The organism is Ruegeria sp. BG3 (genome assembly GCF_056538485.1).
This window is the reverse complement of record NZ_JBQFTE010000001.1, coordinates 561815-584378: the sequence shown is the minus strand read 5'-3', so window position 1 is coordinate 584378 and position 22564 is coordinate 561815. Positions and strand designations below refer to the sequence as shown.

The following is a 22564-nucleotide window of genomic DNA, read 5'->3' as shown; positions in this document are numbered from 1 at the left end:
GGAACGGACATGACCCGTACAGTCGTAGAATCAAAAACAAAAACCGCCGTTCTGGGCTTTGACGAACCGTTCTGCGTGATTGGTGAGCGGATCAACCCCACGGGCCGCAAGAAACTGGCTGCTGAGCTTGAGGCTGGCGACTTCTCGACCGTTGAGAAAGACGCGCTGGCCCAGGTCGCTGCAGGCGCGACCGTTCTGGATATCAACGCAGGCGTTGTCTACAATTCGAACCCCAACCCGAACGAGACCGAGCCGCCGTTGATGCGCCAGATCGTAGAGCTGGTTCAGGGTCTGGTTGACGTCCCACTCTGCATCGACTCGTCGGTTCCTGGCGCGCTGGAGGCCGGTCTTGAGGCGGCTGAAGGCCGTCCGCTGCTGAACTCGGTCACCGGCGAAGAAGAGCGTCTGGAGCTGGTTCTGCCGCTGGTCAAGAAATACAACGTTCCGGTTGTTGCGATCTCGAACGACGACACCGGCATCTCGGAAGACCCCGATGTACGGTTCGACGTGGCCAAGAAGATCGTTGAGCGCGCCGCTGATTTCGGCATCCCGGCGCATGACATCGTGGTTGACCCGCTGGTTATGCCGATCGGTGCAATGGCAACTGCTGGCCAGCAGGTCTTCGCTCTGGTCCGTCGTCTGCGCGAAGAGCTGGGCGTGAACACCACTTGTGGTGCATCCAACATCTCGTTCGGTCTGCCGAACCGCCACGGCATCAACAACGCGTTCCTGCCGATGGCAATGGGTGCGGGCATGACGTCCGCGATCATGAACCCGGTTGCTCTTCCGACGACGCAGAAGAAAATCGCCGAGAAGAAAGAAGCCGTTGCCGCAGCTGGTATCATCCTGCCCGAAGGCATGGACGATGAGGCCTTTGTTCAGATGTTCGGTCTGGGCTCGACCCAGCCGCGTGCCGGCAAGGAAATGGAGGCCATCCGTGCCGCCAACCTGCTGACCAACAACGACCCGCACGGCGGCGCATGGATCAAGTTCAACAAATCGCCTGAAGAAGCGGCTGCGGCGGGTGGAGCAGGCGGTCGTCGCGGCGGTGGCCGTCGTCGTCGCGCTTGATTTTTTGAGCTATCAGATCAAAGGCCGGGCCCTGCGCCCGGCCTTTTTCGTTTGACCCTGATCAATGCAACAAACGTGATATCGTTGAGACTGGGGCGGTCCTTTCCGCAACGATCAGGTGCTTTCATGTCCAAACATCACCCTCCAAAACTGGCCGACGCAGACCTGAGTGAGAAGTTGGGCAAGAAGGACTATTTCGACAAGCTGATCGATCTGCAGGCGAAACTGGCGCGTATTCAGCAAGCTTTTCTCTTCCATGGAACCAAGGGCGTAATCGTCTTTGAAGGTTGGGATGCCGCTGGCAAAGGTGGCACGATCCGCCGTATCAGCCAGGCGCTTGATCCGCGCAGTTTCAAAGTCTGGCCGATCGGCGCGCCGCGCAACTACTATCTCAACCGCCACTATCTGCTGCGATTTTGGGAACGCTTGCCGCCAGAAGGTGCAATCTCGGCTTTTGACCGCAGTTGGTACGGGCGTGTTCTGGTGGAGCGGATCGAGAAATTCACACCGGAGAAACGGTGGCGGGCGGGATATCGAGAGATCAACGATTTCGAGCGTATGCTTGTTGATGACGGCACCCGGATCGTAAAGCTGTTCTTTCATATCTCACAAGACGAACAGATGGCGCGTTTCACAGAACGCCTGCGCAACCCATTGAAGCGCTGGAAGCTGACCTATGAAGATTTCCGCAATCGCGAGCGTTGGGACGAAGCAGGGATCGCGGTCGATGAGATGCTGGCGCGTACATCAACGGAGATTGCGCCGTGGCACGTTATTCCGGCCAACAACAAAAAATCTGCGAGAATCAAAGCAATGCAAGTCATCGTTGATGCGTTCTCAAAGGACATAGATCTAAACCCACAGCATTTGGACAAACGAACTTTGGACGCGGCGTGCGAGGCATTGGATGTTGACCAATCATTGATCGACTCTCTGCGGGCAAGGACAGAGTAATCCATAAACCTCACCGAAAGGCGCTTGCAGTTCCTCAGGTGGCGATGATATCTCAAATCTCGCGGCGGGTATGATGTAATGGTAGCCTGTCAGCTTCCCAAGCTGAACGCGCGGGTTCGATTCCCGCTACCCGCTCCAACTTCAATGTCTATTGTGGACGGCGTGCTTGCAGCAGATTGATAGCGGCCGGGACACGCGTTCCTCCCGAAGTGAGGTACTCCTCGAACTGTAGCACAACAGTATCGACGATCGCGCGCACATCCTCTTCGGTGCCGTTGAAATGCGCGATCACACGCGCAGCAGGACCCACACGGGTGCAGAGCAGGGCTGCGTCTTCGACCGATAGTGGCCCGTTTAGCACCAGCGAAACCGTCGAGACCTGAACATCCACAAGCCCCGCGTCGGTCATCAGACCAGCGACTCTGTCCTTGTCATGGAAGGCGAGCGGCCCAGGGGCATTCCGGTCAACTTTAGGCGGCTGACCCAACCGCGCTGTGGCAGCGATATGCGGGGTTTTGAACCAAGGGTTGTCAGACAGACCGCCCCAAGCGGCAAAGGTCATCTGCGCACCTGGCTTCAGGGCGCGAGCCATGTTGGCGAAGGCGACGGTCGGGTCGGCAAAGAACATGACGCCGAACCTTGAGATCATCGCGTCAATATCGCCCCGCGAAAGCTCTGTGGTCTGAGCGTCGGCGTATTGAAACGAAAGATTGCCCAGACCAGCATTGCTGGCCCGCTGGCGCGCGCGCTCTAGAAACTGTTCCGATATGTCGATGCCGCGTACCGCACCCTCAGCCCCAACAAGCTGCGCAGCGGCCAGCGCAGATGCGCCAGTGCCACAGCCGATATCAAGAATCCGCATGCCCCGTGATAGACCAGATCGTTTCAGGACCAGTTCCAGTACGGGCTTAAACAAGGTGTCCAGCTGATCTTCAAAGGTCAGCCAGCGGGCACCCATTTCAGACTTACCCCAGAACTCTTCCTGATCACCATTGATGTTCAGCATCGCAGCCCCCTTTTTAGGGGAACTATGACCTCCGGCGGCGACGGCGGCCAGTCTTTTCCTCATCGCCGCCACCGGTGTTAAAGGACGGTGCGGGCAGGGTGACGACCTGTGCGAGCTCCGGGAAGGGGTCCGTTTTGTGCGGGATCGCGTTGGCGGCAACGAAGTGGTCCTGGAACTTCGGCTCGATGGCGGTTTCGATCTTGGTGATCTCGCGCACCACACGCTCGATCTCGGCGCGCGATCCGATGTTGCACAATGCAATCCGCGCGCCGGTACCCGCTGCGTTGCCGGCACTTGAGACCTTTTCGAGCGGCGCATCCGGGATCATGCCCAGCACCATCGCGTGTTTGGTGGAGATATGAGCCCCGAAGGCCCCGGCCAGAACCACACGATCCACGCGGTCGACCTCCATCTCATCCATCAACAGGCGCGCACCGGCATAAAGCGCCGATTTCGCCAGTTGGATGGCCCGGATATCGCCTTGGGTCACGGTGATCCGAGGTCCACCTTCTGCGCTGGAATCATGGATCAGGTAGGCGTGTGTGCGCCCTTCGGGAACGCAGCGGGGCGTTCCTGTTTGTTCGGCTGAACCGATCAGACCGCTTTCGTCCAACAGGCCAGCGATGCGCATTTCGGCCACGGCCTCGATGATGCCCGAACCGCAGATGCCGGTGATGCCGGTGGTGGCGATGTCCTGATCGAACCCGTCCTCATCGGACCATTTCTCGGACCCGATCACGCGGAAGCGGGGTTCCTTGGTGACGGGATCAATCTCGATCCGCTCAATCGCACCGGGCGCGGCGCGTTGGCCCGAACTGATCTGCGCGCCTTCAAAGGCAGGCCCTGTGGGCGACGAGCAAGCCAGAACACGACTGGTATTGCCGAGCAGGATTTCGGCATTGGTACCCACGTCTACGATCAGCACCAGATCTTCGGACTTGCCGGGTTCTTCCGACAAGGCAACGGCAGCACAGTCGGCACCCACGTGACCAGCGATACAGGGCAGGATGTAGATCTGCGCGCGCGGGTTCATCGAGGTCAGGTCCATCTCACGCGCGGGCAGGGACATGCTTTCCGAAGTCGCCAGCGCAAACGGAGCTTGCCCCAACTCGACCGGGTCCAGACCCAGCAGCAAGTGGTGCATGACCGGGTTACAGACAAATACCGTCTCAACGATCAGGCTGGCGTCAATGCCCGCTTCTTCCGCGATCGAGGTGGTCAGGTCATTGATCGCCTCACGCACGGCATTGGTCATCTCCTGGTCACCGCCGGGGTTCATCATGGCGTAGGAGACGCGGCTCATGAGGTCCTCACCGAAGCGGATCTGAGGGTTCATCAGACCGGATGAAGCCTTGACCTCACCTGTCTCCAGATCGGTCAGATGCGCCGCAACCGTGGTCGAGCCGAGGTCGATCGCCAGACCATAAAGGCCCCCTTCGTGCAGGCCGGGCCAGATTTCGACGATGCGAGCCACAGGGTCCTTGTGGCCATTGTGAACGGCGACTGTGACTTCCCATTTGCCTTTGCGCAGAACCGGTTGCAGCTTGGACATCAGGGACAGATCGGCGGTGACGGCCTCGATCTTCCACTGCTCGCGCAGGGCGCGTTCTAAACGCTCCAGATCGCCGGTGGGCGAGTGCATGTCGGGCTCCTCGACGACCACGAAATACAACCGCGTGGCCGGGTCCATGGTGATGGCGCGCGCCGCTGCGGCCTTGCGGACAACCTGACGGTGAACCTGGCTTTCGGGCGGCACGTCGATCACAACATCACCCTGAACCGAGGCCTGACAGCCCAAACGACGACCGGGTTTCAGGCCACGTTTGTCGTCATAGCGCTGCTCGACCGCGTTCCATTCGCTCAGCGCGTCTTCCGAGACCGTCACGCCGTGCTTGGGGAACTCGCCGTAGCTAGGCGTGATCTGACATTTTGAGCAGATGCCGCGCCCCCCGCAAACCGAATCCAGATCGACGCCCAACTGTCGGGCGGCTGTCAGAATCGGGGTGCCAACGGGAAAGTGCCCGCGTTTGCCCGAGGGGGTAAAGACGACAAGGGGGTCGGTGGTCATGGTCGGCCTGCCTAAATTGTGTTCGCGCGTATGCCGGGGAAGATATGAGTTTATTCACAAAGGGAAAGCCCTGTCAGCGGCACGTTTTGTACAACGAGCGTCGTTTTGTGACGTGCTATTCCCCCCCAAGGGTAAACAACTTGGGTTCTGGGGCTTTTCCTTCGGGTCAATCCATGCAATAGGGTCACCGCCAAACGGGCTTTTGCATGGGGTTTGATGATGCAGATTCGTGAGGCACTTACCTTTGACGACGTACTTCTTGTTCCGGGCGCATCTTCAGTGCTGCCGGCAACGGCGGATACGACGACGCGCGTGACGCGGCAGATTTCCATGAACATCCCGCTGCTCAGCTCGGCCATGGACACTGTGACCGAGGCGCGTATGGCCATCGCCATGGCGCAGGCCGGTGGGATCGGTGTGATCCACAAGAACCTCTCGGTCGAGGAACAGGCCCGCGAGGTACGCCGGGTGAAGCGGTTCGAATCGGGCATCGTCTACAACCCAGTGACGCTACGCGCCGATCAGACGCTTGCAGACGCGCAGGCGTTGGTTCAGCGCTACAACTTCACCGGTTTTCCCGTTGTGGACGAGCAGGGCCGTGTTGTCGGCATCGTGACCAACCGGGACATGCGCTTTGCCACGTCGGATGACACGCCGATCAAGGCCATGATGACCTCGGACAATCTGGCGATGCTGCAAGAGCCCGCCGATCTGGAAGAGGCCAAATCCCTGATGCGCGCTCGCCGGATCGAAAAGCTTCTTGTGGTTGATGGCGAGGGCAAGCTGACCGGTCTTTTGACCCTGAAAGACACGGAACAAGCCGTTCTGAACCCAACGGCCTGCAAAGACCATCTGGGCCGTCTGCGCGTTGCCGCCGCGACCTCGGTCGGAGATGCAGGGTTTGAGCGTTCGGAACTGCTGGTCGACTCGGGGGTCGATATCATCGTCGTCGATACCGCGCACGGCCATTCCGAAGGAGTTCTGGAGGCGGTCAAACGCGCCAAAACGCTGTCGAACGAAGTTCAGATCATTGCGGGCAACGTCGCCACCGCGGACGCCACCAAAGCGCTGATCGATGCGGGTGCGGATGCAATCAAGGTCGGCATCGGGCCGGGCTCGATCTGTACCACTCGGATGGTGGCCGGTGTCGGGGTGCCTCAGCTGACGGCGATCATGGACTGCGCTTCAGCCGCCGGAGATGTGCCGGTGATTGCAGATGGTGGTATCAAGTTTTCGGGCGATTTTGCCAAGGCCATCGCGGCGGGTGCGTCCTGCGCCATGGTCGGTTCGATGATCGCGGGTACTGATGAAAGCCCGGGTGAGGTGATCCTGTATCAGGGTCGTTCGTTCAAATCCTATCGCGGAATGGGCAGCCTTGGCGCGATGGCGCGCGGCTCGGCGGATCGCTATTTCCAGAAAGACGCCGCCAATGACAAGCTTGTGCCGGAAGGGATCGAAGGACAGGTGCCCTACAAAGGCTCCGCCGGAGCGGTTGTTCACCAGCTGGTCGGTGGTTTGCGCGCAGCCATGGGCTATACAGGCTGTGCCACGGTCGAAGAGATGCGCAAGAACTGCAATTTCGTGAAAATCACCGGGGCAGGTCTGAAAGAAAGCCATGTGCATGACGTGCAGATCACGCGCGAAAGCCCGAATTACCGGGTTATGTGATCTGGTGATCTGTTGCAGGCGGCGCCCCGACGCGGGCGCCGTTTTGCGTTCCTGGAAAACCCGACGGAGGGAAAGATGACCCCGGCAGCCCGTGTTCAGGCCTCAATCGAGATCCTTGACCAAATTCTGGACGGCGCGCCCGTTGAAAAGGCTCTGACTGGGTGGGCACGGCGCAGCCGGTTCGCAGGTTCCAAGGATCGCGCAGCGGTGCGGGATCACGTTTTTACGGCCTTGCGCTGCAAGCGCTCATTCGCGGCACTTGGAGGGGCTGAGTCGGGCCGGGGTTTGATGATCGGAGCGCTGCGTGCTGCGGGGCAAGCGCCTGACACTCTGTTCACTGGCGAACGCCACGCGCCTGAGCCGATTGAAGCGTCTGAGCAGGGTCGAGGTTTCGTGTCACTGGCCGAGCAGTTTGATATTCCAGACTGGCTCTGGCTTCGGTTTTCGGCGTCTTTGGGGGATGCGGCGACTGAGGCCGCAGCGGCACTGCAAAACCGCGCTCCATTGCATCTTCGGGTCAATTTGCGCAAAACAGACGTGGCGGGTGCGGCCCGTGCTTTGGCGGCTGACGGAGTGCAAACTGACCTCCATCCCGCCTGTGAGACGGCTCTTGCTGTGATTGAGGGCGCACGCAAGGTTGCGCAAAGCCGGGCTTATCTGGAGGGTCTGGTCGAGCTACAGGATGCGGCCAGTCAGGCGGTTGTGGCAGCTTTGCCCCTCAAGCCTGGTTTGCGTGTACTTGACTATTGCGCCGGTGGTGGTGGGAAATCGCTGGCCCTTGCGGCTCATCAAGGAGTCGAGGTGTTTGCGCATGACATCAACCCGAAGCGCATGCAGGACCTGCCGAACCGCGCTGACCGCGCGGGCGTAAGAGTAACCTGCGTTGAGACCGCGGAACTAGCCGGTTTCGCGCCCTTTGACATCGTACTGGTCGATGCACCTTGCTCGGGCAGTGGCTCTTGGAGGCGCGCTCCGGCCGGAAAATGGGCCCTGACCGAAGAGCGTTTGATCGAATTGACCAAGCTGCAACGTGCGGTTCTGGGTGAGGTCGCGCCACTGGTTCATCCCGAGGGCCTTCTCGCGTATGCAACCTGTTCGATGCTTCAGGACGAAAACGCGCGGGTTGTCGAAAGCTTTGTGTCGGAGAACCCCGAATGGACGGCGACGCTGCAACGGAATTGGCGTGTCACGGATGGCGTTGACGGGTTTTTCACTGCGCATCTGACAAAGTAGCCACGCAAAACAACTTAAGGTAGTTTTCGTAGCCCCTTAACTCTGTTAAGCGGGCATTAACTATTTTAGATCGTTATTGCTCTCAAAAAAGCTACCCGGGTCGTCCATGTCCGATTCTACATATCCGTTCTTCGGTTCCCGCTCGCGTAGAACGCCGTCAGCTGCGCGTGTTTTGGCGTTGGTTGGACTGGCCGGTCTTTTATACGTGGCGCCACATACGGGCCGAGTGCCTGCGGACTGGACGCAGGGCATGATCGTCGTAGGAGTCTCGGTCCTGTTTGCGACTCTCTGGATTCTGATCGGGGGCCTCTTTGCCGACAAAGCTGCTCATCAAACCCTTGACGTGCTGGCTGCTTATGTAGATCACGACGATTGCGCAAGCGTTATTGCCGATGAAGAGGGCACTGTTCTGGTCGCCAATCCAATTGCGCGCCAACAGTTAAAAGCCGGCCCGGAGGCAACGCTGCCCGAGGTTCTGCGCTCGGTCTTCGCCAACCCGTCTAGCCTTCTACTGAGGTTGCAGACACTGGCCCAAGCAAATGGCTCAGCGGATGAGGACATCATCACCGTTGGCGAGAATGTCCCGGTTTCGGTTGTTCGATTGGGAGACAATCTGTTCTGCTGGCGGTTCAAACTTGGTCGCCAAGGGCAGTGGGACAAGATCGCCCTTCCCGTACTGACCATCGGTCGGGGTGGGCGCCTATTACACCTCAATACCGCCGCAAGGGCCTTTTTCGGCATGGTACCGGGTTCGATTGACAATATCTTTCCGAACGGATTGCCACATAATGGTCAAATCTGCTCGGTCCCTGCTTATGAGGGGGAAACACGCGTCGCAGTCACTGGCGTTTCGGCGTCGGGGGCTGAACGGCACCTCGTTTTGATGCCGGTTTCTCAACCTGTCCATCCGGAGCATGAATCCTCACTTGCCGAACTGCCCGTGCCGATTATTTGCATGACGCCCGAGGGGACCATACTGCAGGCAAACCAGATGGCGTTGGCTCTCTTGGGTGATCTCTGCCTAAACGAGACCAATATCGACCAGATCATGCAGGGGCTGAACCATCCAATTCTGAAGTGGCTGGCACAAACGGCATCCGGCGAGGATGCTGCTCGATCCGAATTCCAGCGACTGACCCGCGATGACAAAGAGCTGTTTGTCCAAGTCACTCTGGACCGCGTTCAGATCGACGGCAAAACCCACCTAATCGCGGTTCTGAATGACGCGACCGAGCTGAAAACGCTCGAGGCGCAGTTTGTACAGGGCCAAAAAATGCAAGCTGTCGGCCAGTTGGCTGGAGGAGTTGCGCATGATTTCAACAACCTATTGACCGCGATATCCGGTCATTGCGACCTGCTGTTGCTGCGCCATGATCAAAACGATCCCAACTATGGTGACCTCGTTCAAATCAATCAGAATGCCAATCGCGCGGCGGCTTTGGTCAGCCAGCTTCTGGCCTTTTCGCGCAAGCAAACCTTGCGGCCCGAGGTGCTGGACGTGCGCGACACTATCTCGGACCTCATCCATCTGTTGAATCGGTTGGTCGGTGAGAAAGTTCAACTGACCCTCAGCCATGATCCTGTACTCAAGCCTGTGCGCGCGGACAAGCGGCAGTTGGAGCAGGTGTTGATGAACCTTGTCGTTAATGCGCGCGATGCAATGCCTGAGGGCGGTGAGATTCGCATCGAAACGGAGGTGCTGAGCCTGACCGAGACCTTGCACCGCGACCGGGCCACCGTTCCGCCCGGCGACTACATGACCGTCAAGGTGATCGACAGTGGCGTTGGTATTCCTGCGGACAAGCTGCAAAAAGTGTTCGAACCGTTCTACACGACCAAGCGAACGGGCGAGGGCACAGGTCTTGGCCTTTCCACCGTTTACGGGATCGTCAAACAGACGGGCGGATTCATCTTTGTCGACAGCGCTGTCTTTCGCGGTACCGAGTTTTCCTTGCTCCTGCCGGTTTGCGTCGAAGCGAAACCCGTCGAAGAGCAGGCCGAAGATGTGCAGGACTCCAAAACGGCGCGCCAGGGCGAGGGCGTTGTTCTTTTGGTCGAGGACGAAGCACCGGTGCGCGCCTTCGCGACCCGCGCGTTGCGCCTGAAAGGCTATACGGTGCTCGAGGCTGAATCTGCCGAGGACGCCCTAGCCTTGCTGGAAGATGTCGACCTGAACGTAGACGTGTTCGTAACGGATGTGGTCATGCCCGGAATGGACGGCCCGACCTGGGTTGCCAAGGCCATGGAGACGCGGCCCGATGTCCGGGTCGTGTTCGTCTCGGGCTATACCGAGGGCGCGTTCGGCGACTCGGGTCCTCAGGTTCCGAATTCGACCTTTTTGCCAAAGCCCTTCTCTTTGACCCAACTGACCGAGGCAGTGTTTCAGCAGATGAATTGACGGCTATTGCGCCGCCTCATAGACCGCAAAATCGGCCTTTGAGTGCTTTCGGAGCGCGGCCTCGGTTTCAGAAGACAGAGTTGTCTCTGCGGGTGGCGAGACGTTCTCGCGCTGCAGTTTGAAGTCGAAATTCAACCGGTTTTGCAGGAATTCGACGATTCTGTCCTGATGGTCGTACTTGAAAACATGGCTGGCCCCGACACCGTTGTTGCGGGTGCGGAAGAACTGGCTCTGACTGCCGACATCGGCAAACTCGGGCTGTGGGTTCTGCATATAGGCCCGCACAAACGCGTCAAAGCTGACATCTCGCGTCGAATGAGGATGCCCGAAGCGATCTTCGCGCCGACGAAACCTGTACCAGCTGCCCAGCCAGTCGATGGGTTCGCGGACAACGGCCATGATCTCCATCTCGGTGTCGTACATTTTGCGGAACATGTTCTGAATAAAACGGTCATATCGGCGCACCGGTGCGTGTTTCAGCTCGGGCGGGTGGGTGATCACAAGATCCGCTCGGGCGCGCAAAGCGGAGTGATATGCGGTGCTGCCGGTTTTGGGAACAGATAAAAACGCAAGGCGTTCCTTATAGAAAACAAGCATTTAGTGTTCCCATTTCGATGTTAGTTCGGATGACAGATTGGCGTAAACGGATCTTTAACACAATTGGCCAAGAGTAGGTTCTGTAAGTTTTAGTTGAAATGTTCTCTTTTTGGTCCCATAAGGAACAAGAGGCGAACAAAGCAGCGATTGCCGCCCGGCAAAGGGTGTGACAAAAGGGAAGGCGACAGGACAATGGCGGATCTTCTGACGATGAGCGACAAGAAAAACGCGGACAAGCAAAAGGCGCTCGATAGCGCGCTGGCCCAGATCGAACGGCAATTCGGTAAAGGCTCGATCATGAAGCTGGGCGAAGATGCCAAGCAGGATATCGAGGCGAGCTCGACCGGGTCTCTGGGTTTGGATATCGCGCTAGGAATCGGCGGTCTGCCGATGGGCCGGATTGTTGAGATTTACGGGCCTGAAAGCTCAGGCAAAACAACGCTGACCCTGCATTGTATCGCCGAACAGCAAAAGCGCGGCGGTGTCTGTGCGTTTGTCGACGCAGAACATGCGTTGGACCCGCAATATGCCCGCAAGCTGGGCGTTGATCTGGATGAGCTGCTGATCTCGCAGCCTGACACCGGCGAACAGGCGCTGGAAATCACCGACACGCTTGTCCGGTCTGGCGCGGTTAATATGGTGGTGGTCGACTCGGTGGCGGCGCTGACGCCGAAATCCGAATTGGAAGGCGACATGGGCGACAGCAACGTCGGTGTTCAGGCTCGCCTGATGAGCCAAGCGATGCGCAAACTGACCGGCTCGATCAGCCGTTCGAATTGCATGGTGATCTTTATCAACCAGATTCGGATGAAGATCGGTGTGATGTTTGGAAGCCCGGAAACCACGACTGGTGGTAACGCACTGAAGTTCTACAGCTCGGTTCGTCTGGACATTCGCCGTATCGGCGCGATCAAGGATCGGGATGAGGTGGTCGGCAACCAGACCCGCGTCAAAGTCGTTAAGAACAAGGTGGCCCCTCCGTTCAAACAGGTGGAATTCGACATCATGTATGGCGAAGGCATCTCGAAAATGGGTGAGCTGCTGGATCTGGGCGTCAAAGCCGGTGTGGTCGAGAAATCGGGGTCGTGGTTCAGCTACGGAGACGAACGGATCGGGCAGGGGCGTGAGAATGCCAAGCAATATCTGCGGGATCACTCTCGGATCGCTTTGGATATCGAGGACAAGATCCGCGCGGCCCATGGCCTGGACTTCGACATGCCGCCCGGCGCGGCTGAGGATGACGATATCCTCGAGGCCTAGAGAACGCTGACGGGAACAACCTAAATCCCCCGGCACCCCAATGGTGCTGAGAATACCTGGAACGGGGCGGTCTATCGGGGCCGCCTTGTTTCGTTTGGAAGGTCAATGCTGTGGACACTCTGCGGGCACGGCGATAAACCTGCGCAGACCATTCTGATTGCGCGCTGAGAGAGCCCCATGCCAACGTTGAACGACATCCGATCGACCTTTCTGAACTACTTTGCCAAGCAGGGGCACGAAGTGGTGGCGTCCAGCCCTCTGGTGCCGCGCAATGATCCGACTTTGATGTTCGTGAATTCGGGCATGGTGCAGTTCAAGAACCTGTTCACCGGTGTTGAAACGCGCGACTACCAGCGCGCAACCACAGCACAGAAATGTGTGCGCGCTGGCGGCAAGCACAATGACCTCGACAATGTGGGTTATACGGCGCGCCACCATACTTTCTTTGAGATGCTGGGGAACTTCTCCTTCGGTGACTATTTCAAGCACGACGCGATTCCCTTCGCGTGGGAGCTGATCACCAAGGAATTCGGCATTGACAAAAACCGTCTGCTGACCACCGTCTATCACACTGACGACGAAGCCTTTGAAATCTGGAAGAAAGTCGGCGTTCCCGAAGATCGCATCATCCGCATCGCGACCAGCGACAATTTCTGGCAGATGGGTCCGACGGGCCCCTGCGGACCGTGCACCGAGATTTTCTTTGACCATGGCGATCACATCTGGGGCGGCCCTCCGGGATCGGCCGAGGAAGATGGCGACCGGTTCATCGAAATCTGGAACATCGTTTTCATGCAGAACGAGCAGTTCGAGGACGGCTCGATGGTGGAGCTCGACATGCAGTCGATCGACACCGGCATGGGGCTGGAGCGGATCGGCGCGCTGTTGCAGGGAAGCCATGACAACTACGACACCGACCTGTTCAAGACGCTGATCGAGGCCTCCGCTGACGCAACCGGCGTTGATCCTTACGGAGATCAGAACGTCCACCACCGCGTGATTGCGGACCACCTACGGTCTACTTCATTCCTGATTGCCGATGGCGTGATGCCCAGCAATGACGGGCGCGGCTATGTACTGCGCCGGATCATGCGCCGGGCCATGCGTCACGCTCATTTGCTGGGGGCCAAGGACCCGGTCATGCACCGTCTGGTGCCCTCGCTCGTACAACTGATGGGCGCTCAATATTCGGAACTAGGGCAGGCGCAGGCGTTGATCGAAGAGACCCTGCTGCTGGAAGAAACGCGGTTCAAACAAACGCTGGATCGCGGCCTGAAACTGTTGGATGACGAGGTAGCCAGCCTGCCCGAAGGCGCGGCCCTGTCCGGTGATGCGGCGTTCAAGCTCTATGACACCTATGGGTTCCCACTCGATTTGACCCAGGATGCCCTGCGGGAAAAAGGCCGGACCGTCGATACTGACGGGTTCGATGCGGCCATGGCAGAACAGAAAGCGAAGGCCCGCGCAGCATGGGCCGGGTCGGGCGAAGCTGCGGATCAGGCGGTCTGGTTTGACGTGGCCGACAGCGCTGGCGCGACCGATTTCCTGGGCTACGACACTGAAAAGGCTGAGGCTCAGATTGCAGCGCTGATCGTCGATGGCGCTCTGGTCGACAAGATCGAACAGGGTGGCAGTGGCTGGGTCGTCGTGAACCAAACACCGTTCTATGGCGAGGCTGGTGGTCAGGTCGGCGACAGTGGTGAGCTACGCCGCCTCGATGCGCGCGAAGAAATTGCGCGCGTTGAAGACACCAAGAAATTCGCCGATGGCAAAGTCTATGCACACAAGGTGACCGTGGATCATGGCACCCTATCCAAAGGTGACGCGGTTGAGCTAGAAGTGGATCATGCGCGCCGTTCGGCCATTCGTTCCAATCATTCTGCCACGCACCTTTTGCACGAAGCTCTACGAGAGACTTTGGGCAATCACGTAGCTCAGCGGGGTTCTTTGAATGCCTCGGATCGTTTGCGGTTCGATTTCAGCCATTCCAAGGCTCTGACTCTGGAGGAAATCCAAAAGGTCGAGCGTGAGGTGAACGATTTCATCCGCCAGAACTCGAGCGTAGAAACCCGGATCATGACGCCGGACGACGCACGTGAACTGGGTGCTCAGGCTTTGTTTGGTGAGAAATACGGCGACGAAGTTCGCGTTGTTTCGATGGGTAAGGCGCCGACCGGCAAGGGCCAGGATGGCGAGACTTGGTCGATTGAACTTTGCGGTGGCACGCATGTCCGCCAAACCGGCGATATCGGCACGTTCGTTGTACTGGGCGACAGTGCAAGCAGTGCAGGTGTCCGGCGGATTGAGGCGCTCACGGGCGATGAAGCCTTCCGCTATCTGTCCGCGCAAGATCACCGCTTGGCACAGGTCGCGTTAGAGTTGAAAGCGCAGCCGGATGACGTGGTCACACGCGTGAAATCTCTGCTGGATGAGCGGAAAGCCCTGCAAAACGAAGTTGCTCAGCTGCGCCGCGATCTCGCTATGGCAGGCGGGGCCGGGCAGGGCGGCGGCGCGGAAGCGACCGAAGTCAACGGCGTTAAGTTTCTGGCCCAGACACTCAGCGGTGTGTCCGGCAAAGATCTTCCTGCATTGATCGACGAACACAAAAGCCGACTGGGATCTGGCGCGGTTCTGTTGATCGCGGACACAGGCGGCAAAGCGGCTGTCGCGGCTGGGGTCACCGCGGATCTGACCGATACGGTTTCGGCCGTTGATCTGGTCAAAGCCGCAGTGGTTGAGCTGGGCGGCAAGGGCGGCGGTGGTCGCCCGGATATGGCCCAAGGTGGCGGCAAGGACGCGACCAACGCAGATGCGGCGATCAAAGCCGCCGAACAGGTATTGGAGGGATAAGATGGCTGCTCTTTGGATTGCACATGTCACGGTAACTGACGCCGAAGCTTATGGAAGATACGCAGAGCTGGCAGGACCCGCGATCGCTCAGCACGGTGGCGAGTTCATCGCGCGTGCGGCGCGTTACGTTCAGCTCGAAGGGAAGGAGCGTCCGCGCAATGTGGTCGCACGTTTCCCCTCAGTTGAGGCCGCGGTCCAGTGCTATAACTCCGCCGCATACCAAGAAGCGCTCGATCACGCCCGCGGGGCAAGCGAGCGCGAATTGGTCGTTGTTGAGATCACCGACTGAGAATCAGCTGTTTCAGCCGGATCGGTTTGACAGTCTCGGCGAAAATCAGCACATGAAGAATTGCGCGGCTTCCATCTCTTGTTTGGAAACCGCTATCTTCCAAAAGTCTCATAAAAACAGCACGTTGCAGAACTATCGCATTCTGGCTTGGTCATAAATTTGGCAGATCACCCTCAATTCTTGCCTTAAATTGCCTCGGAATGTGACGAATTTCCGCCTTTTTTACCCCTGATCCTCAACATTGATTGCGTCAACAGAGCCAGTTGCGGTTAAAGTCGAAAAACTTCGACACCCTGATTGGCCGGATGTGCGCGGGCAAACATGGATTGAGGAACGGGCATGAAATATTCGGCAGTAGGTTTTTCGGCAGGTCTTCGATCGGTCGCTCGATTTTCAGGGCGCTCCGTTGGGATTTGCGCTCTGGTCCTGACATCGTTGTTTACCACCTCTGTGGCGCAGGCGTCAGAGGGCGCGTTCATCACCGCGATTTCAGCCTCTCCACCTCCGTCCGGAGCGCAGCAGCTTTGCCGTCAGTACAGTTGGGCCTGTTCAGGCCAAAGAGCGGCCTCGTTGACGAGCAAGCAAGAAATGCAGATCGTCAAGAAAGTGAACTTGCAAGTCAACGCGTCCACCCGTGCAATTACAGACCAATCGCAATACCGACAGCCTGAGTTTTGGGCCTTGCCGACGACACGCGGCGGTGATTGCGAAGACTTTGCGTTGTTGAAAAAGCGGAACCTGATCAAAGCAGGAATTGATCCGAGCAAGCTTTTGATTGCGACTGTTCTGGATACGCGTCGGAACGCGCATGCTGTGTTGGTCTATCGATCAGCTCAGGGAGATCTGGTTCTTGACAACCTGACAAACAGCATCAAACCGTGGAAAGCGACCCGGTATCTGTTTCTGAGAATGCAAGACCCAAAGCAGCCGCGCCGTTGGGTTGGGGTTTATGGGAACAGCTAAGAAAAAGAAAGCTCACCCAACAGGGTGAGCTTCAGCCTAGGCTTGAGTTTTCACTTCACAGATTCACCCTAGACTGACTTTCGATTCACAATACTACTTATCACTGGTTTTTGTCGGGCCACCTTTTGTCGGGCCACCTTTTGTCGGGCCACCTTTTGTCGGGTCACCTTTTGTCGGGTCACCTTTTGTTGGTCCGTCTTTTGTTGGGCCGTCATTTGTCGGGCCGGGTCCTTCCCCACCACCGGTAGGTCCGCCGCTTGGGTTTCCATTTGGGTCGGGTTTGCCATCTCCCGATCTTTGATCAGCGAACCCTGTGGATGCGGTCGGCAAATCCGAAAGCAACGCGGCCAGTTGCGGGCATTCCGCACCCGTACGGGCTAGGAAGTTACCGAAATCGGCGCGACGCTGAATGTAGCGGATCATGCCCGATGTGACGGCGTCACATTCGCAGAGGATCTCGGGCGAGCTTGCAGCCTGACGTGCCGTTGAGACGGTACATGCGGCTTGTGCGGCTGTAACGCCTACCATTTGAACGGCAACAGCTGCGACGATTACTTTTAGTTTGCTGGTATGGATGCCCATGATGGAACTCCTCGGTACTCGTTAATCTCTGCGTCGAACTTATGCACCAAAACCAAATGGGCTTGTATGAACGACGTCACACTTTGGACAAGATTACACCTTTTTAAGGTCGAACTTGCAAGTTGCCGCCCACTTGGCGAGATTGCCAAAAAACCGGAATAATCTCAAAAATCATGTAAAACCAATAAGAAAGGCCAGCCGAGGGCTGGCCTTTCCTAGAGTGCCATTTTTTAGGATTGAGGAAATAATGTCACAAAAATGGCATTGTTTCCCAATCGAGAACGTCGATCTATCCGGCTTTTGCCATCCGTTTCCGCTCATGCGGGTCAAGGAATCGCTTGCGAAGACGGATTGCGTTGGGCGTCACCTCGACCAGTTCGTCGTCATCGATATAGGCAATGGCTTCTTCCAGCGAGAACTGGATGTGGGGCGTCAGGCGCACCGCGTCGTCCGAGCCGCTGGCCCGCACGTTGGTCAGCTTCTTGCCTTTTAGCGGGTTCACTTCTAGATCGTTGTCGCGGGAATGCTCACCAATCACCATGCCCCGATAGACATCGGTCTGAGGGCCAACGAACATGCGGCCACGCTCTTCGAGGTTCCACAGGGCGTACGCGACGGCCTGGCCGTTTTCCATCGAGATCAGAACGCCCGCCCGGCGTCCCGGGATCTGACCTTTGTGTGCGGCCCAGCCATGGAACACGCGGTTCAGAACACCGGTGCCGCGGGTGTCGGTCAGGAACTCTCCGTGATAGCCGATCAGACCGCGCGAGGGCACATGCGCGATAATCCGGGTCTTGCCGGCGCCGGCGGGGCGCATCTCTACCAACTCGCCCTTACGCGCACCGGTGATCTTTTCGATGACCGCACCAGAATATTCGTCATCCACGTCGATTGTGACTTCTTCGACAGGCTCCAGCCGTTGGCCGTCTTCCTGGCGGAACAGAACCTGCGGACGAGAGATGCTGAGCTCGAACCCTTCGCGGCGCATATTCTCGATCAGTACGCCCATCTGCAATTCGCCACGACCGGCCACTTCGAACGCCTCTCCGCCCGGAGTATCGGTGATGCGGATCGCGACGTTCGATTCCGCTTCTTTCATCAGGCGGTCGCGGATCACACGGGACTGAACCTTCTTGCCGTCACGACCAGCCAGAGGCGAGTCGTTGATGCCGAAAGTCACGGTGATGGTTGGCGGGTCGATGGGCTGAGCGGGAAGGGCCTCTTCAACCTGCGGTGCGACCAGCGAGTCCGCGACGGTGGCTTTGCTCATACCTGCAATGGTCACGATGTCACCGGCCTCGGCCACATCGATCGGTTGTTGCGCCAAACCACGGAAGGCAAGGATTTTCGATGCCCGGAAATTTTCGATCAACGAGCCATCGCGGCTGAGCGCCTTGAGGCTGTCGCCCGCTTTCAGAGTACCGCTTTCCACACGGCCCGTCAGGATGCGGCCGATGAACGGGTCGCTGCCCAAGGTGGTGGCCAGCATGCGGAACGGCTCGTCCTTCTTTTCGGCCTGTTTGGGGGCCGGGACGTGATCGACGACCAGATCGAACAGCGCGGTCAGGTCCTTGCGCGGCCCGTCTAGCTCCATATCCGCCCAGCCTGAACGGCCCGAGGCATACATGGCCGGGAAATCCAGCTGATCGTCATCTGCGCCGAGGTTGGCGAAGAGGTCGAAACACTCATCCAAAGCACGGTCGGGTTCGGCATCGGGTTTGTCGACCTTGTTCAGGACCACGATGGGGCGCAGGCCCAATGCCAGCGCTTTGGAAGTCACGAATTTGGTCTGAGGCATCGGGCCTTCAGCCGCGTCAACCAACAGGACAACGCCGTCCACCATACTGAGGATACGCTCGACCTCACCGCCGAAATCGGCGTGGCCTGGGGTGTCGACGATGTTGATGCGCGTGCCTTTCCATTCGACCGAGGTCGCCTTGGCCAGAATGGTAATGCCGCGCTCGCGTTCCAGATCGTTGCTGTCCATGGCGCGTTCCGCCACGGCCTGATTTTCCCGGAACGCGCCGGATTGTTTGAGCAGCTCATCCACCAGGGTCGTCTTGCCGTGGTCCACGTGAGCGATGATTGCGATATTGCGCAGGTCCATGAGAGGTCAGCCTTTGAACGGGAAGTTGCCCGGCGCATAGCGCGGCTTGACCCAATATACCAGCCCAAACCGGCGTTCAGTGACCTGCGGTCTTTGAAAACAGATGAATGATTAGGATTCCGGCCAATATCAGGGCCAGCCCCAGAACTGCCCACAGGTCGAGCTTTTGCCCGAACACCACAAAGCCGATGATGGCGATGAAGAAAATCCCAAGCCCGGACCAGATCGCATAGACGATGCCCACCGGCATGTATTTCAGTGTCAGACCCAACAGGTAAAACGCCACCCCGTAACCGACTACGACCAGAACCGAAGGCCAGAAGCGCGAGAATTGCTGGCTGGCCTGCAAGGCTGTTGTACCTATGGTTTCGGCAAAGACGGCCATCAGCAGGATCAAGTAGGCTTTGGGCATGATCTCAACCTTTTGCATGCAAATCACGCGCGAATTCTCAACATGAAACAGGCCGCCCCGGCAAGCACATTCGGTTGCTTGGGTGCGTGACGCCACAAGATAAAGGTCGGGTATACCTGACTACGATCTGATCAAAATTTGTGTAAATACAGAACAGTATTTGTTGATGTGTTTTCGAGTTTTTTATGACTGTGTTTATTAAATACGTCGTTTTTGCTTCGACTCTTATTGCGGCGCTAGGGTGGCTTGCAGACGGGGGGTCCGTCAGTTCTGATGCAGCCCAAATGTTAGTTGGTTTCTTTGTCTTGTAGTTTTGGCGTTAATGAAGATCCAAGCAGGGAAAAGGGCCGTTTTGGCCCTTTTCTTTTGCCTAGCCTCTCGCTGAAACCGCGAAATAATCCGCCAGATGCGGTTGCAACCAATCCCAAAGACTAGGCGCGCCGCGTTCGATGGCAGGCTTTACCCGCGCTTCGATCTGAGGGTAGGTCACGGCATAGTCCACCCACGAGCCGCCGCCCGTTTCAAGATTTGCAATTGGGGTCTGAAACCGATCAACAGCCTTAGCGAACCGCGCATCTGCCGAATTTGCGCTCTCAAACTCATGCCAGAGATCCGAAAATGCCTGCGTTTGATCCTCTGACAATAATCCGAAAAGACGCCGTGCTGCGGCCTCTTCCTTTTCAGCTTGGGCGGCGTGATCGACTTGGCCGTGGATTGGGTGATCTCCGGCGTCGATCTCGACGATATCGTGAAGCAGTAGCATTTGCAGGACGCGGTCCAACTGGACCTCAGCATCGGAATGTTCCGCCAGAACCCATGCGTACAGCATGATGTGCCACGAGTGCTCAGCCGAGTTTTCGAACCGATCAACCGCCATCAGGCGCGACGCGCGCACGACGGATTTCAACTGATCCGCCTCAACCAAAAACGCCAACCGTTGGGTAAAACTGTTTTCCTCGGTCGGCGCATCCGCCAATAACGCAACCGCGTGTTCATAGGCCTGAGGCAGCGCCTCACTCAGATAAGCCGCGCGCCCAGTCGCGAGGTTCTCGCGCGCGATCTCGATATGGTCTGGCCGTTTGGGCGAGGCATGCAGCACCTGAAAAAGGGGCTGACACCGGTCCAGCATCTTGGCGAACTTGGCGTCAGGCGTCTGGTCGGCTTCGAATTCCGTCCATAGGTCCAGAAAACCCTGGGTCTGGTCTGGCGGCAATAAACCGAACAAATCCATAGCAGCGGCGTGTTCGGCCTTGGCGACGCTCTGCCAGTCGGTCTCAAGATGGATTGGATGGTCGCCCACGATGATCTCGACCAGATCATGCAGCAACAACATGCGGATGACCCGATCAATTGACACGTCCGACCCGGCCAGAGGCCCCATGACCAGCGCCCAAAGCGCAAGATGCCAGCTGTGTTCTGCGGAATTCTCAGGCCGGGATTGATCCAGCAGGGTGTTTGCCCGATCCACCGTCTTCAACTTGTCCGCTTGTTTCAGAAACGCGATTTGCGCGGACAGTCGATCATTCATTGTTTTTCAATCGCTTTCAGCTTTGAGCGGTGATCTGTCAGGCGTTTGATCACGAATTGGCGGGCCTGGCGCTCGGACAAGCGCACGCGGATTTCGGTCAGAAAGGCCTCTTCCAGAGATTGGGAGGAGGCCGCCAGCAAATTGCCGACCTCCATGTAAAACCGGTCATCGCCGGTTTCGTCCATGACCTTCAATGTATCCTCGGCCAGTTTGGCAGCGAGGGTATTGATGGTGTCTGTCATCAGCGCGTGTTCTCGGTCAGGCGGCGTTTCACATAGTCACTGACATCAGTGATGAGCGTGTCCATGTGCTGATCCTGGAAGAAGTGATCGGCGCCTTCGACTTCATTATGCGTGATGGTGATGCCCTTCTGCTCATGCAGCTTGTTGACCAGCGCAGTTGTATCCGCCGGAGGCGCCACGCGGTCGGACGAGCCATTGATGATCAGGCCCGAAGACGGGCAGGGCGCAAGGAATGAGAAGTCGTACATATTCGCCGGGGGCGACACGCTGATAAAACCGGTGATTTCCGGGCGACGCATCAACAACTGCATTCCGATCCAGGCGCCGAACGAGAAGCCAGCAACCCAGCAATGCTTGGAGTTGTTGTTCATAGACTGCAGATAATCGAGCGCCGAGGCTGCATCGCTCAACTCGCCCACACCCTGGTCATATTCGCCCTGGCTGCGGCCTACGCCACGGAAGTTGAAGCGCAACACGGTGAAGCCCATGTTGTAGAACGCGTAGTGCAGATTATAGACCACCTTGTTGTTCATGGTCCCGCCGAACTGAGGATGCGGGTGAAGCACGATGGCGATCGGTGCGTCTTTTTCCTTTTGCGGGTGGTAGCGGCCTTCCAGGCGGCCTTCGGGTCCGGGAAAAATCACCTCGGGCATGTGTGCTTTGGTCCTGTCTTTATCTTGGGCGCCGGGAAATACTTGACTGTATTCGTTGGGCACCTTAGAACGGTTCTAAATGTGATATCTTGCGCAACGCGCTGTCAGTCGGAGATACGCACTGGCGGCGGCGGCGTCAATGATTTCGCGTCCAACTTGCCGAAGGGAAATGCCAATGAAGCTGTCGACGAAAGGCCGGTATGCCATGGTGGCGCTGGCGGACATTGCGCTGCAGCCCTCGGACAAGATCGTGACACTGGGCGAAATCTCGGAACGGCAGGATATCTCGCTGCCGTATCTTGAGCAGTTGTTCGTGAAATTGCGCCGGGCCGAGCTTGTGACCTCGACCCGTGGTCCGGGTGGGGGATACCGCCTTGCACGGCAGCCATCTGAGATCCGCGTGGTCGAGATTCTGTCCGCCGTCGATGAAACGGTGGATGCAATGGCCAAGGGCGCCGGAGCTTCGGGCGCGTCCTCGGGAAGCCGGGCACAATCCTTGACGAACCGTCTTTGGGAAAGCCTCAGCGCACATGTCTATGTGTTCCTGCATCAGACCCGCTTGTCTGACGTGATCAAGAACGACCTCGCGCCCTGTCCGGCGGTTCCTAACCTGTTTGCTGTTGTGGACGAGTAATCCGTAGCCTCTGAGTACAAGTTTCAGAAATATCTGGGAAAAGATGACT

At 57.9% G+C, this 22564-nt stretch carries 19 protein-coding genes and 1 tRNA gene; 11 read left to right on the top strand and 9 right to left on the bottom strand.

What is annotated here, in order from left to right; all coding sequences use genetic code 11:
- Positions 1-9: 9 nt before the first annotated feature.
- The 3 genes from ACR0AI_RS02945 to ACR0AI_RS02935 all read left to right on the top strand — a co-directional run bounded on the left by ACR0AI_RS02945 (position 10) and on the right by ACR0AI_RS02935 (position 2163).
- Positions 10-1071, top strand: a complete 1062-nt coding sequence (locus ACR0AI_RS02945; RefSeq protein ID WP_170373670.1) for a methyltetrahydrofolate cobalamin methyltransferase — start codon at positions 10-12, stop codon at positions 1069-1071.
- Positions 1072-1197: 126 nt separating this feature from the next.
- Positions 1198-2025: a polyphosphate kinase 2 family protein gene (locus tag ACR0AI_RS02940; RefSeq protein ID WP_480670817.1), complete on the top strand. Its 828-nt coding sequence runs from the start codon at positions 1198-1200 to the stop codon at positions 2023-2025.
- A 64-nt stretch (positions 2026-2089) separates the two neighbouring features.
- Positions 2090-2163, top strand: a tRNA-Gly gene (locus ACR0AI_RS02935).
- Between the two features lie 10 nt (positions 2164-2173).
- Here the strand turns inward: ACR0AI_RS02935 and ACR0AI_RS02930 are convergent.
- Both ACR0AI_RS02930 and ACR0AI_RS02925 read right to left on the bottom strand, forming a co-directional pair.
- Complete coding sequence (locus ACR0AI_RS02930) at positions 2174-3094, bottom strand: class I SAM-dependent methyltransferase (protein WP_480670819.1); 921 nt, start codon at positions 3092-3094, stop codon at positions 2174-2176.
- Positions 3054-5099 carry an ASKHA domain-containing protein gene (locus ACR0AI_RS02925; protein ID WP_480670821.1) on the bottom strand — a complete coding sequence of 682 codons (2046 nt, stop codon included), beginning with the start codon at positions 5097-5099 and terminating at the stop codon, positions 3054-3056. The genes ACR0AI_RS02930 and ACR0AI_RS02925 overlap by 41 nt, the downstream gene beginning before the upstream one ends.
- A 219-nt stretch (positions 5100-5318) precedes the next feature.
- Between ACR0AI_RS02925 and guaB the strand changes: the two genes are divergently transcribed.
- From guaB to ACR0AI_RS02910, 3 genes are all read left to right on the top strand, one after another.
- On the top strand, positions 5319-6767 hold the full coding sequence (gene guaB, locus ACR0AI_RS02920) for an IMP dehydrogenase (protein ID WP_170374314.1): 1449 nt from the start codon (positions 5319-5321) through the stop codon (positions 6765-6767).
- 75 nt (positions 6768-6842) lie between these two features.
- Positions 6843-8000 (top strand): RsmB/NOP family class I SAM-dependent RNA methyltransferase, encoded by a 1158-nt coding sequence (locus tag ACR0AI_RS02915; protein ID WP_480670823.1) that lies wholly within the window; start codon positions 6843-6845, stop codon positions 7998-8000.
- A 106-nt stretch (positions 8001-8106) separates the two neighbouring features.
- Complete coding sequence (locus ACR0AI_RS02910) at positions 8107-10398, top strand: ATP-binding response regulator (RefSeq protein ID WP_480670825.1); 2292 nt, start codon at positions 8107-8109, stop codon at positions 10396-10398.
- Between the two features lie 3 nt (positions 10399-10401).
- Here ACR0AI_RS02910 and ACR0AI_RS02905 read toward each other — a convergent pair whose 3' ends face one another.
- Positions 10402-10995: a sulfotransferase family 2 domain-containing protein gene (locus tag ACR0AI_RS02905; RefSeq protein ID WP_480670827.1), complete on the bottom strand. Its 594-nt coding sequence runs from the start codon at positions 10993-10995 to the stop codon at positions 10402-10404.
- Positions 10996-11187: 192 nt separating this feature from the next.
- Between ACR0AI_RS02905 and recA the strand changes: the two genes are divergently transcribed.
- The 4 genes from recA (at position 11188) to ACR0AI_RS02885 (ending at position 16357) form a co-directional block, all read left to right on the top strand.
- Complete coding sequence (recA, locus tag ACR0AI_RS02900) at positions 11188-12255, top strand: recombinase RecA (protein WP_170373677.1); 1068 nt, start codon at positions 11188-11190, stop codon at positions 12253-12255.
- 177 nt (positions 12256-12432) lie between these two features.
- Positions 12433-15105, top strand: a complete 2673-nt coding sequence (alaS, locus tag ACR0AI_RS02895; RefSeq protein WP_480670829.1) for an alanine--tRNA ligase — start codon at positions 12433-12435, stop codon at positions 15103-15105.
- Between the two features lies 1 nt (position 15106).
- On the top strand, positions 15107-15394 hold the full coding sequence (locus ACR0AI_RS02890) for a DUF1330 domain-containing protein (RefSeq protein WP_480670831.1): 288 nt from the start codon (positions 15107-15109) through the stop codon (positions 15392-15394).
- Between the two features lie 339 nt (positions 15395-15733).
- Entirely contained in the window at positions 15734-16357 is a 624-nt protein-coding gene (locus tag ACR0AI_RS02885) for a transglutaminase-like cysteine peptidase (RefSeq protein ID WP_480670833.1), read from the top strand.
- 93 nt (positions 16358-16450) lie between these two features.
- On the opposite strand, the gene ACR0AI_RS02880 is transcribed toward ACR0AI_RS02885, so the two are convergent.
- The 6 genes from ACR0AI_RS02880 to ACR0AI_RS02855 form a co-directional block, all read right to left on the bottom strand.
- Positions 16451-16939: a hypothetical protein gene (locus ACR0AI_RS02880; RefSeq protein ID WP_480670835.1), complete on the bottom strand. Its 489-nt coding sequence runs from the start codon at positions 16937-16939 to the stop codon at positions 16451-16453.
- 289 nt (positions 16940-17228) lie between these two features.
- Entirely contained in the window at positions 17229-19046 is a 1818-nt protein-coding gene (gene typA / locus ACR0AI_RS02875) for a translational GTPase TypA (protein ID WP_480670837.1), read from the bottom strand.
- A gap of 76 nt (positions 19047-19122) precedes the next feature.
- The gene (locus ACR0AI_RS02870) at positions 19123-19458 is read right to left on the bottom strand and encodes a DMT family transporter (protein ID WP_480670839.1); all 336 of its coding nucleotides are present in this window, start codon (positions 19456-19458) and stop codon (positions 19123-19125) included.
- Between the two features lie 370 nt (positions 19459-19828).
- Positions 19829-20986, bottom strand: coding sequence for an HD domain-containing protein (locus ACR0AI_RS02865; RefSeq protein ID WP_480670841.1), 1158 nt, complete (start codon positions 20984-20986; stop codon positions 19829-19831).
- Positions 20983-21228, bottom strand: coding sequence for a hypothetical protein (locus tag ACR0AI_RS02860; RefSeq protein ID WP_170373684.1), 246 nt, complete (start codon positions 21226-21228; stop codon positions 20983-20985). The genes ACR0AI_RS02865 and ACR0AI_RS02860 overlap by 4 nt, the downstream gene beginning before the upstream one ends.
- A complete protein-coding gene (locus ACR0AI_RS02855) occupies positions 21228-21881 on the bottom strand; it encodes an alpha/beta hydrolase (protein WP_170373685.1) in 654 nt (217 codons plus the stop codon). The genes ACR0AI_RS02860 and ACR0AI_RS02855 overlap by 1 nt, the downstream gene beginning before the upstream one ends.
- 175 nt (positions 21882-22056) lie before the next feature.
- Here ACR0AI_RS02855 and iscR point away from each other — a divergent pair, with 175 nt between their 5' ends.
- Positions 22057-22515: a Fe-S cluster assembly transcriptional regulator IscR gene (gene iscR, locus ACR0AI_RS02850; protein WP_170373686.1), complete on the top strand. Its 459-nt coding sequence runs from the start codon at positions 22057-22059 to the stop codon at positions 22513-22515.
- Positions 22516-22564 lie beyond the last annotated feature (49 nt).

Coding starts and splice junctions, on each gene's coding strand:
- recA (WP_170373677.1), top strand. CDS start 11,188: ATGGCGGATCTTCTGACGATGAGCGACAAGAAAAACGCGGACAAGCAA.
- alaS (WP_480670829.1), top strand. CDS start 12,433: ATGCCAACGTTGAACGACATCCGATCGACCTTTCTGAACTACTTTGCC.
- ACR0AI_RS02865 (WP_480670841.1), bottom strand. CDS start 20,986: ATGAATGATCGACTGTCCGCGCAAATCGCGTTTCTGAAACAAGCGGAC.
- typA (WP_480670837.1), bottom strand. CDS start 19,046: ATGGACCTGCGCAATATCGCAATCATCGCTCACGTGGACCACGGCAAG.
- ACR0AI_RS02880 (WP_480670835.1), bottom strand. CDS start 16,939: ATGGGCATCCATACCAGCAAACTAAAAGTAATCGTCGCAGCTGTTGCC.
- ACR0AI_RS02910 (WP_480670825.1), top strand. CDS start 8,107: ATGTCCGATTCTACATATCCGTTCTTCGGTTCCCGCTCGCGTAGAACG.
- ACR0AI_RS02870 (WP_480670839.1), bottom strand. CDS start 19,458: ATGCCCAAAGCCTACTTGATCCTGCTGATGGCCGTCTTTGCCGAAACC.
- ACR0AI_RS02930 (WP_480670819.1), bottom strand. CDS start 3,094: ATGAGGAAAAGACTGGCCGCCGTCGCCGCCGGAGGTCATAGTTCCCCT.
- guaB (WP_170374314.1), top strand. CDS start 5,319: ATGCAGATTCGTGAGGCACTTACCTTTGACGACGTACTTCTTGTTCCG.
- iscR (WP_170373686.1), top strand. CDS start 22,057: ATGAAGCTGTCGACGAAAGGCCGGTATGCCATGGTGGCGCTGGCGGAC.
- ACR0AI_RS02925 (WP_480670821.1), bottom strand. CDS start 5,099: ATGACCACCGACCCCCTTGTCGTCTTTACCCCCTCGGGCAAACGCGGG.
- ACR0AI_RS02890 (WP_480670831.1), top strand. CDS start 15,107: ATGGCTGCTCTTTGGATTGCACATGTCACGGTAACTGACGCCGAAGCT.
- ACR0AI_RS02915 (WP_480670823.1), top strand. CDS start 6,843: ATGACCCCGGCAGCCCGTGTTCAGGCCTCAATCGAGATCCTTGACCAA.
- ACR0AI_RS02905 (WP_480670827.1), bottom strand. CDS start 10,995: ATGCTTGTTTTCTATAAGGAACGCCTTGCGTTTTTATCTGTTCCCAAA.
- ACR0AI_RS02855 (WP_170373685.1), bottom strand. CDS start 21,881: ATGCCCGAGGTGATTTTTCCCGGACCCGAAGGCCGCCTGGAAGGCCGC.
- ACR0AI_RS02945 (WP_170373670.1), top strand. CDS start 10: ATGACCCGTACAGTCGTAGAATCAAAAACAAAAACCGCCGTTCTGGGC.
- ACR0AI_RS02860 (WP_170373684.1), bottom strand. CDS start 21,228: ATGACAGACACCATCAATACCCTCGCTGCCAAACTGGCCGAGGATACA.
- ACR0AI_RS02885 (WP_480670833.1), top strand. CDS start 15,734: ATGAAATATTCGGCAGTAGGTTTTTCGGCAGGTCTTCGATCGGTCGCT.
- ACR0AI_RS02940 (WP_480670817.1), top strand. CDS start 1,198: ATGTCCAAACATCACCCTCCAAAACTGGCCGACGCAGACCTGAGTGAG.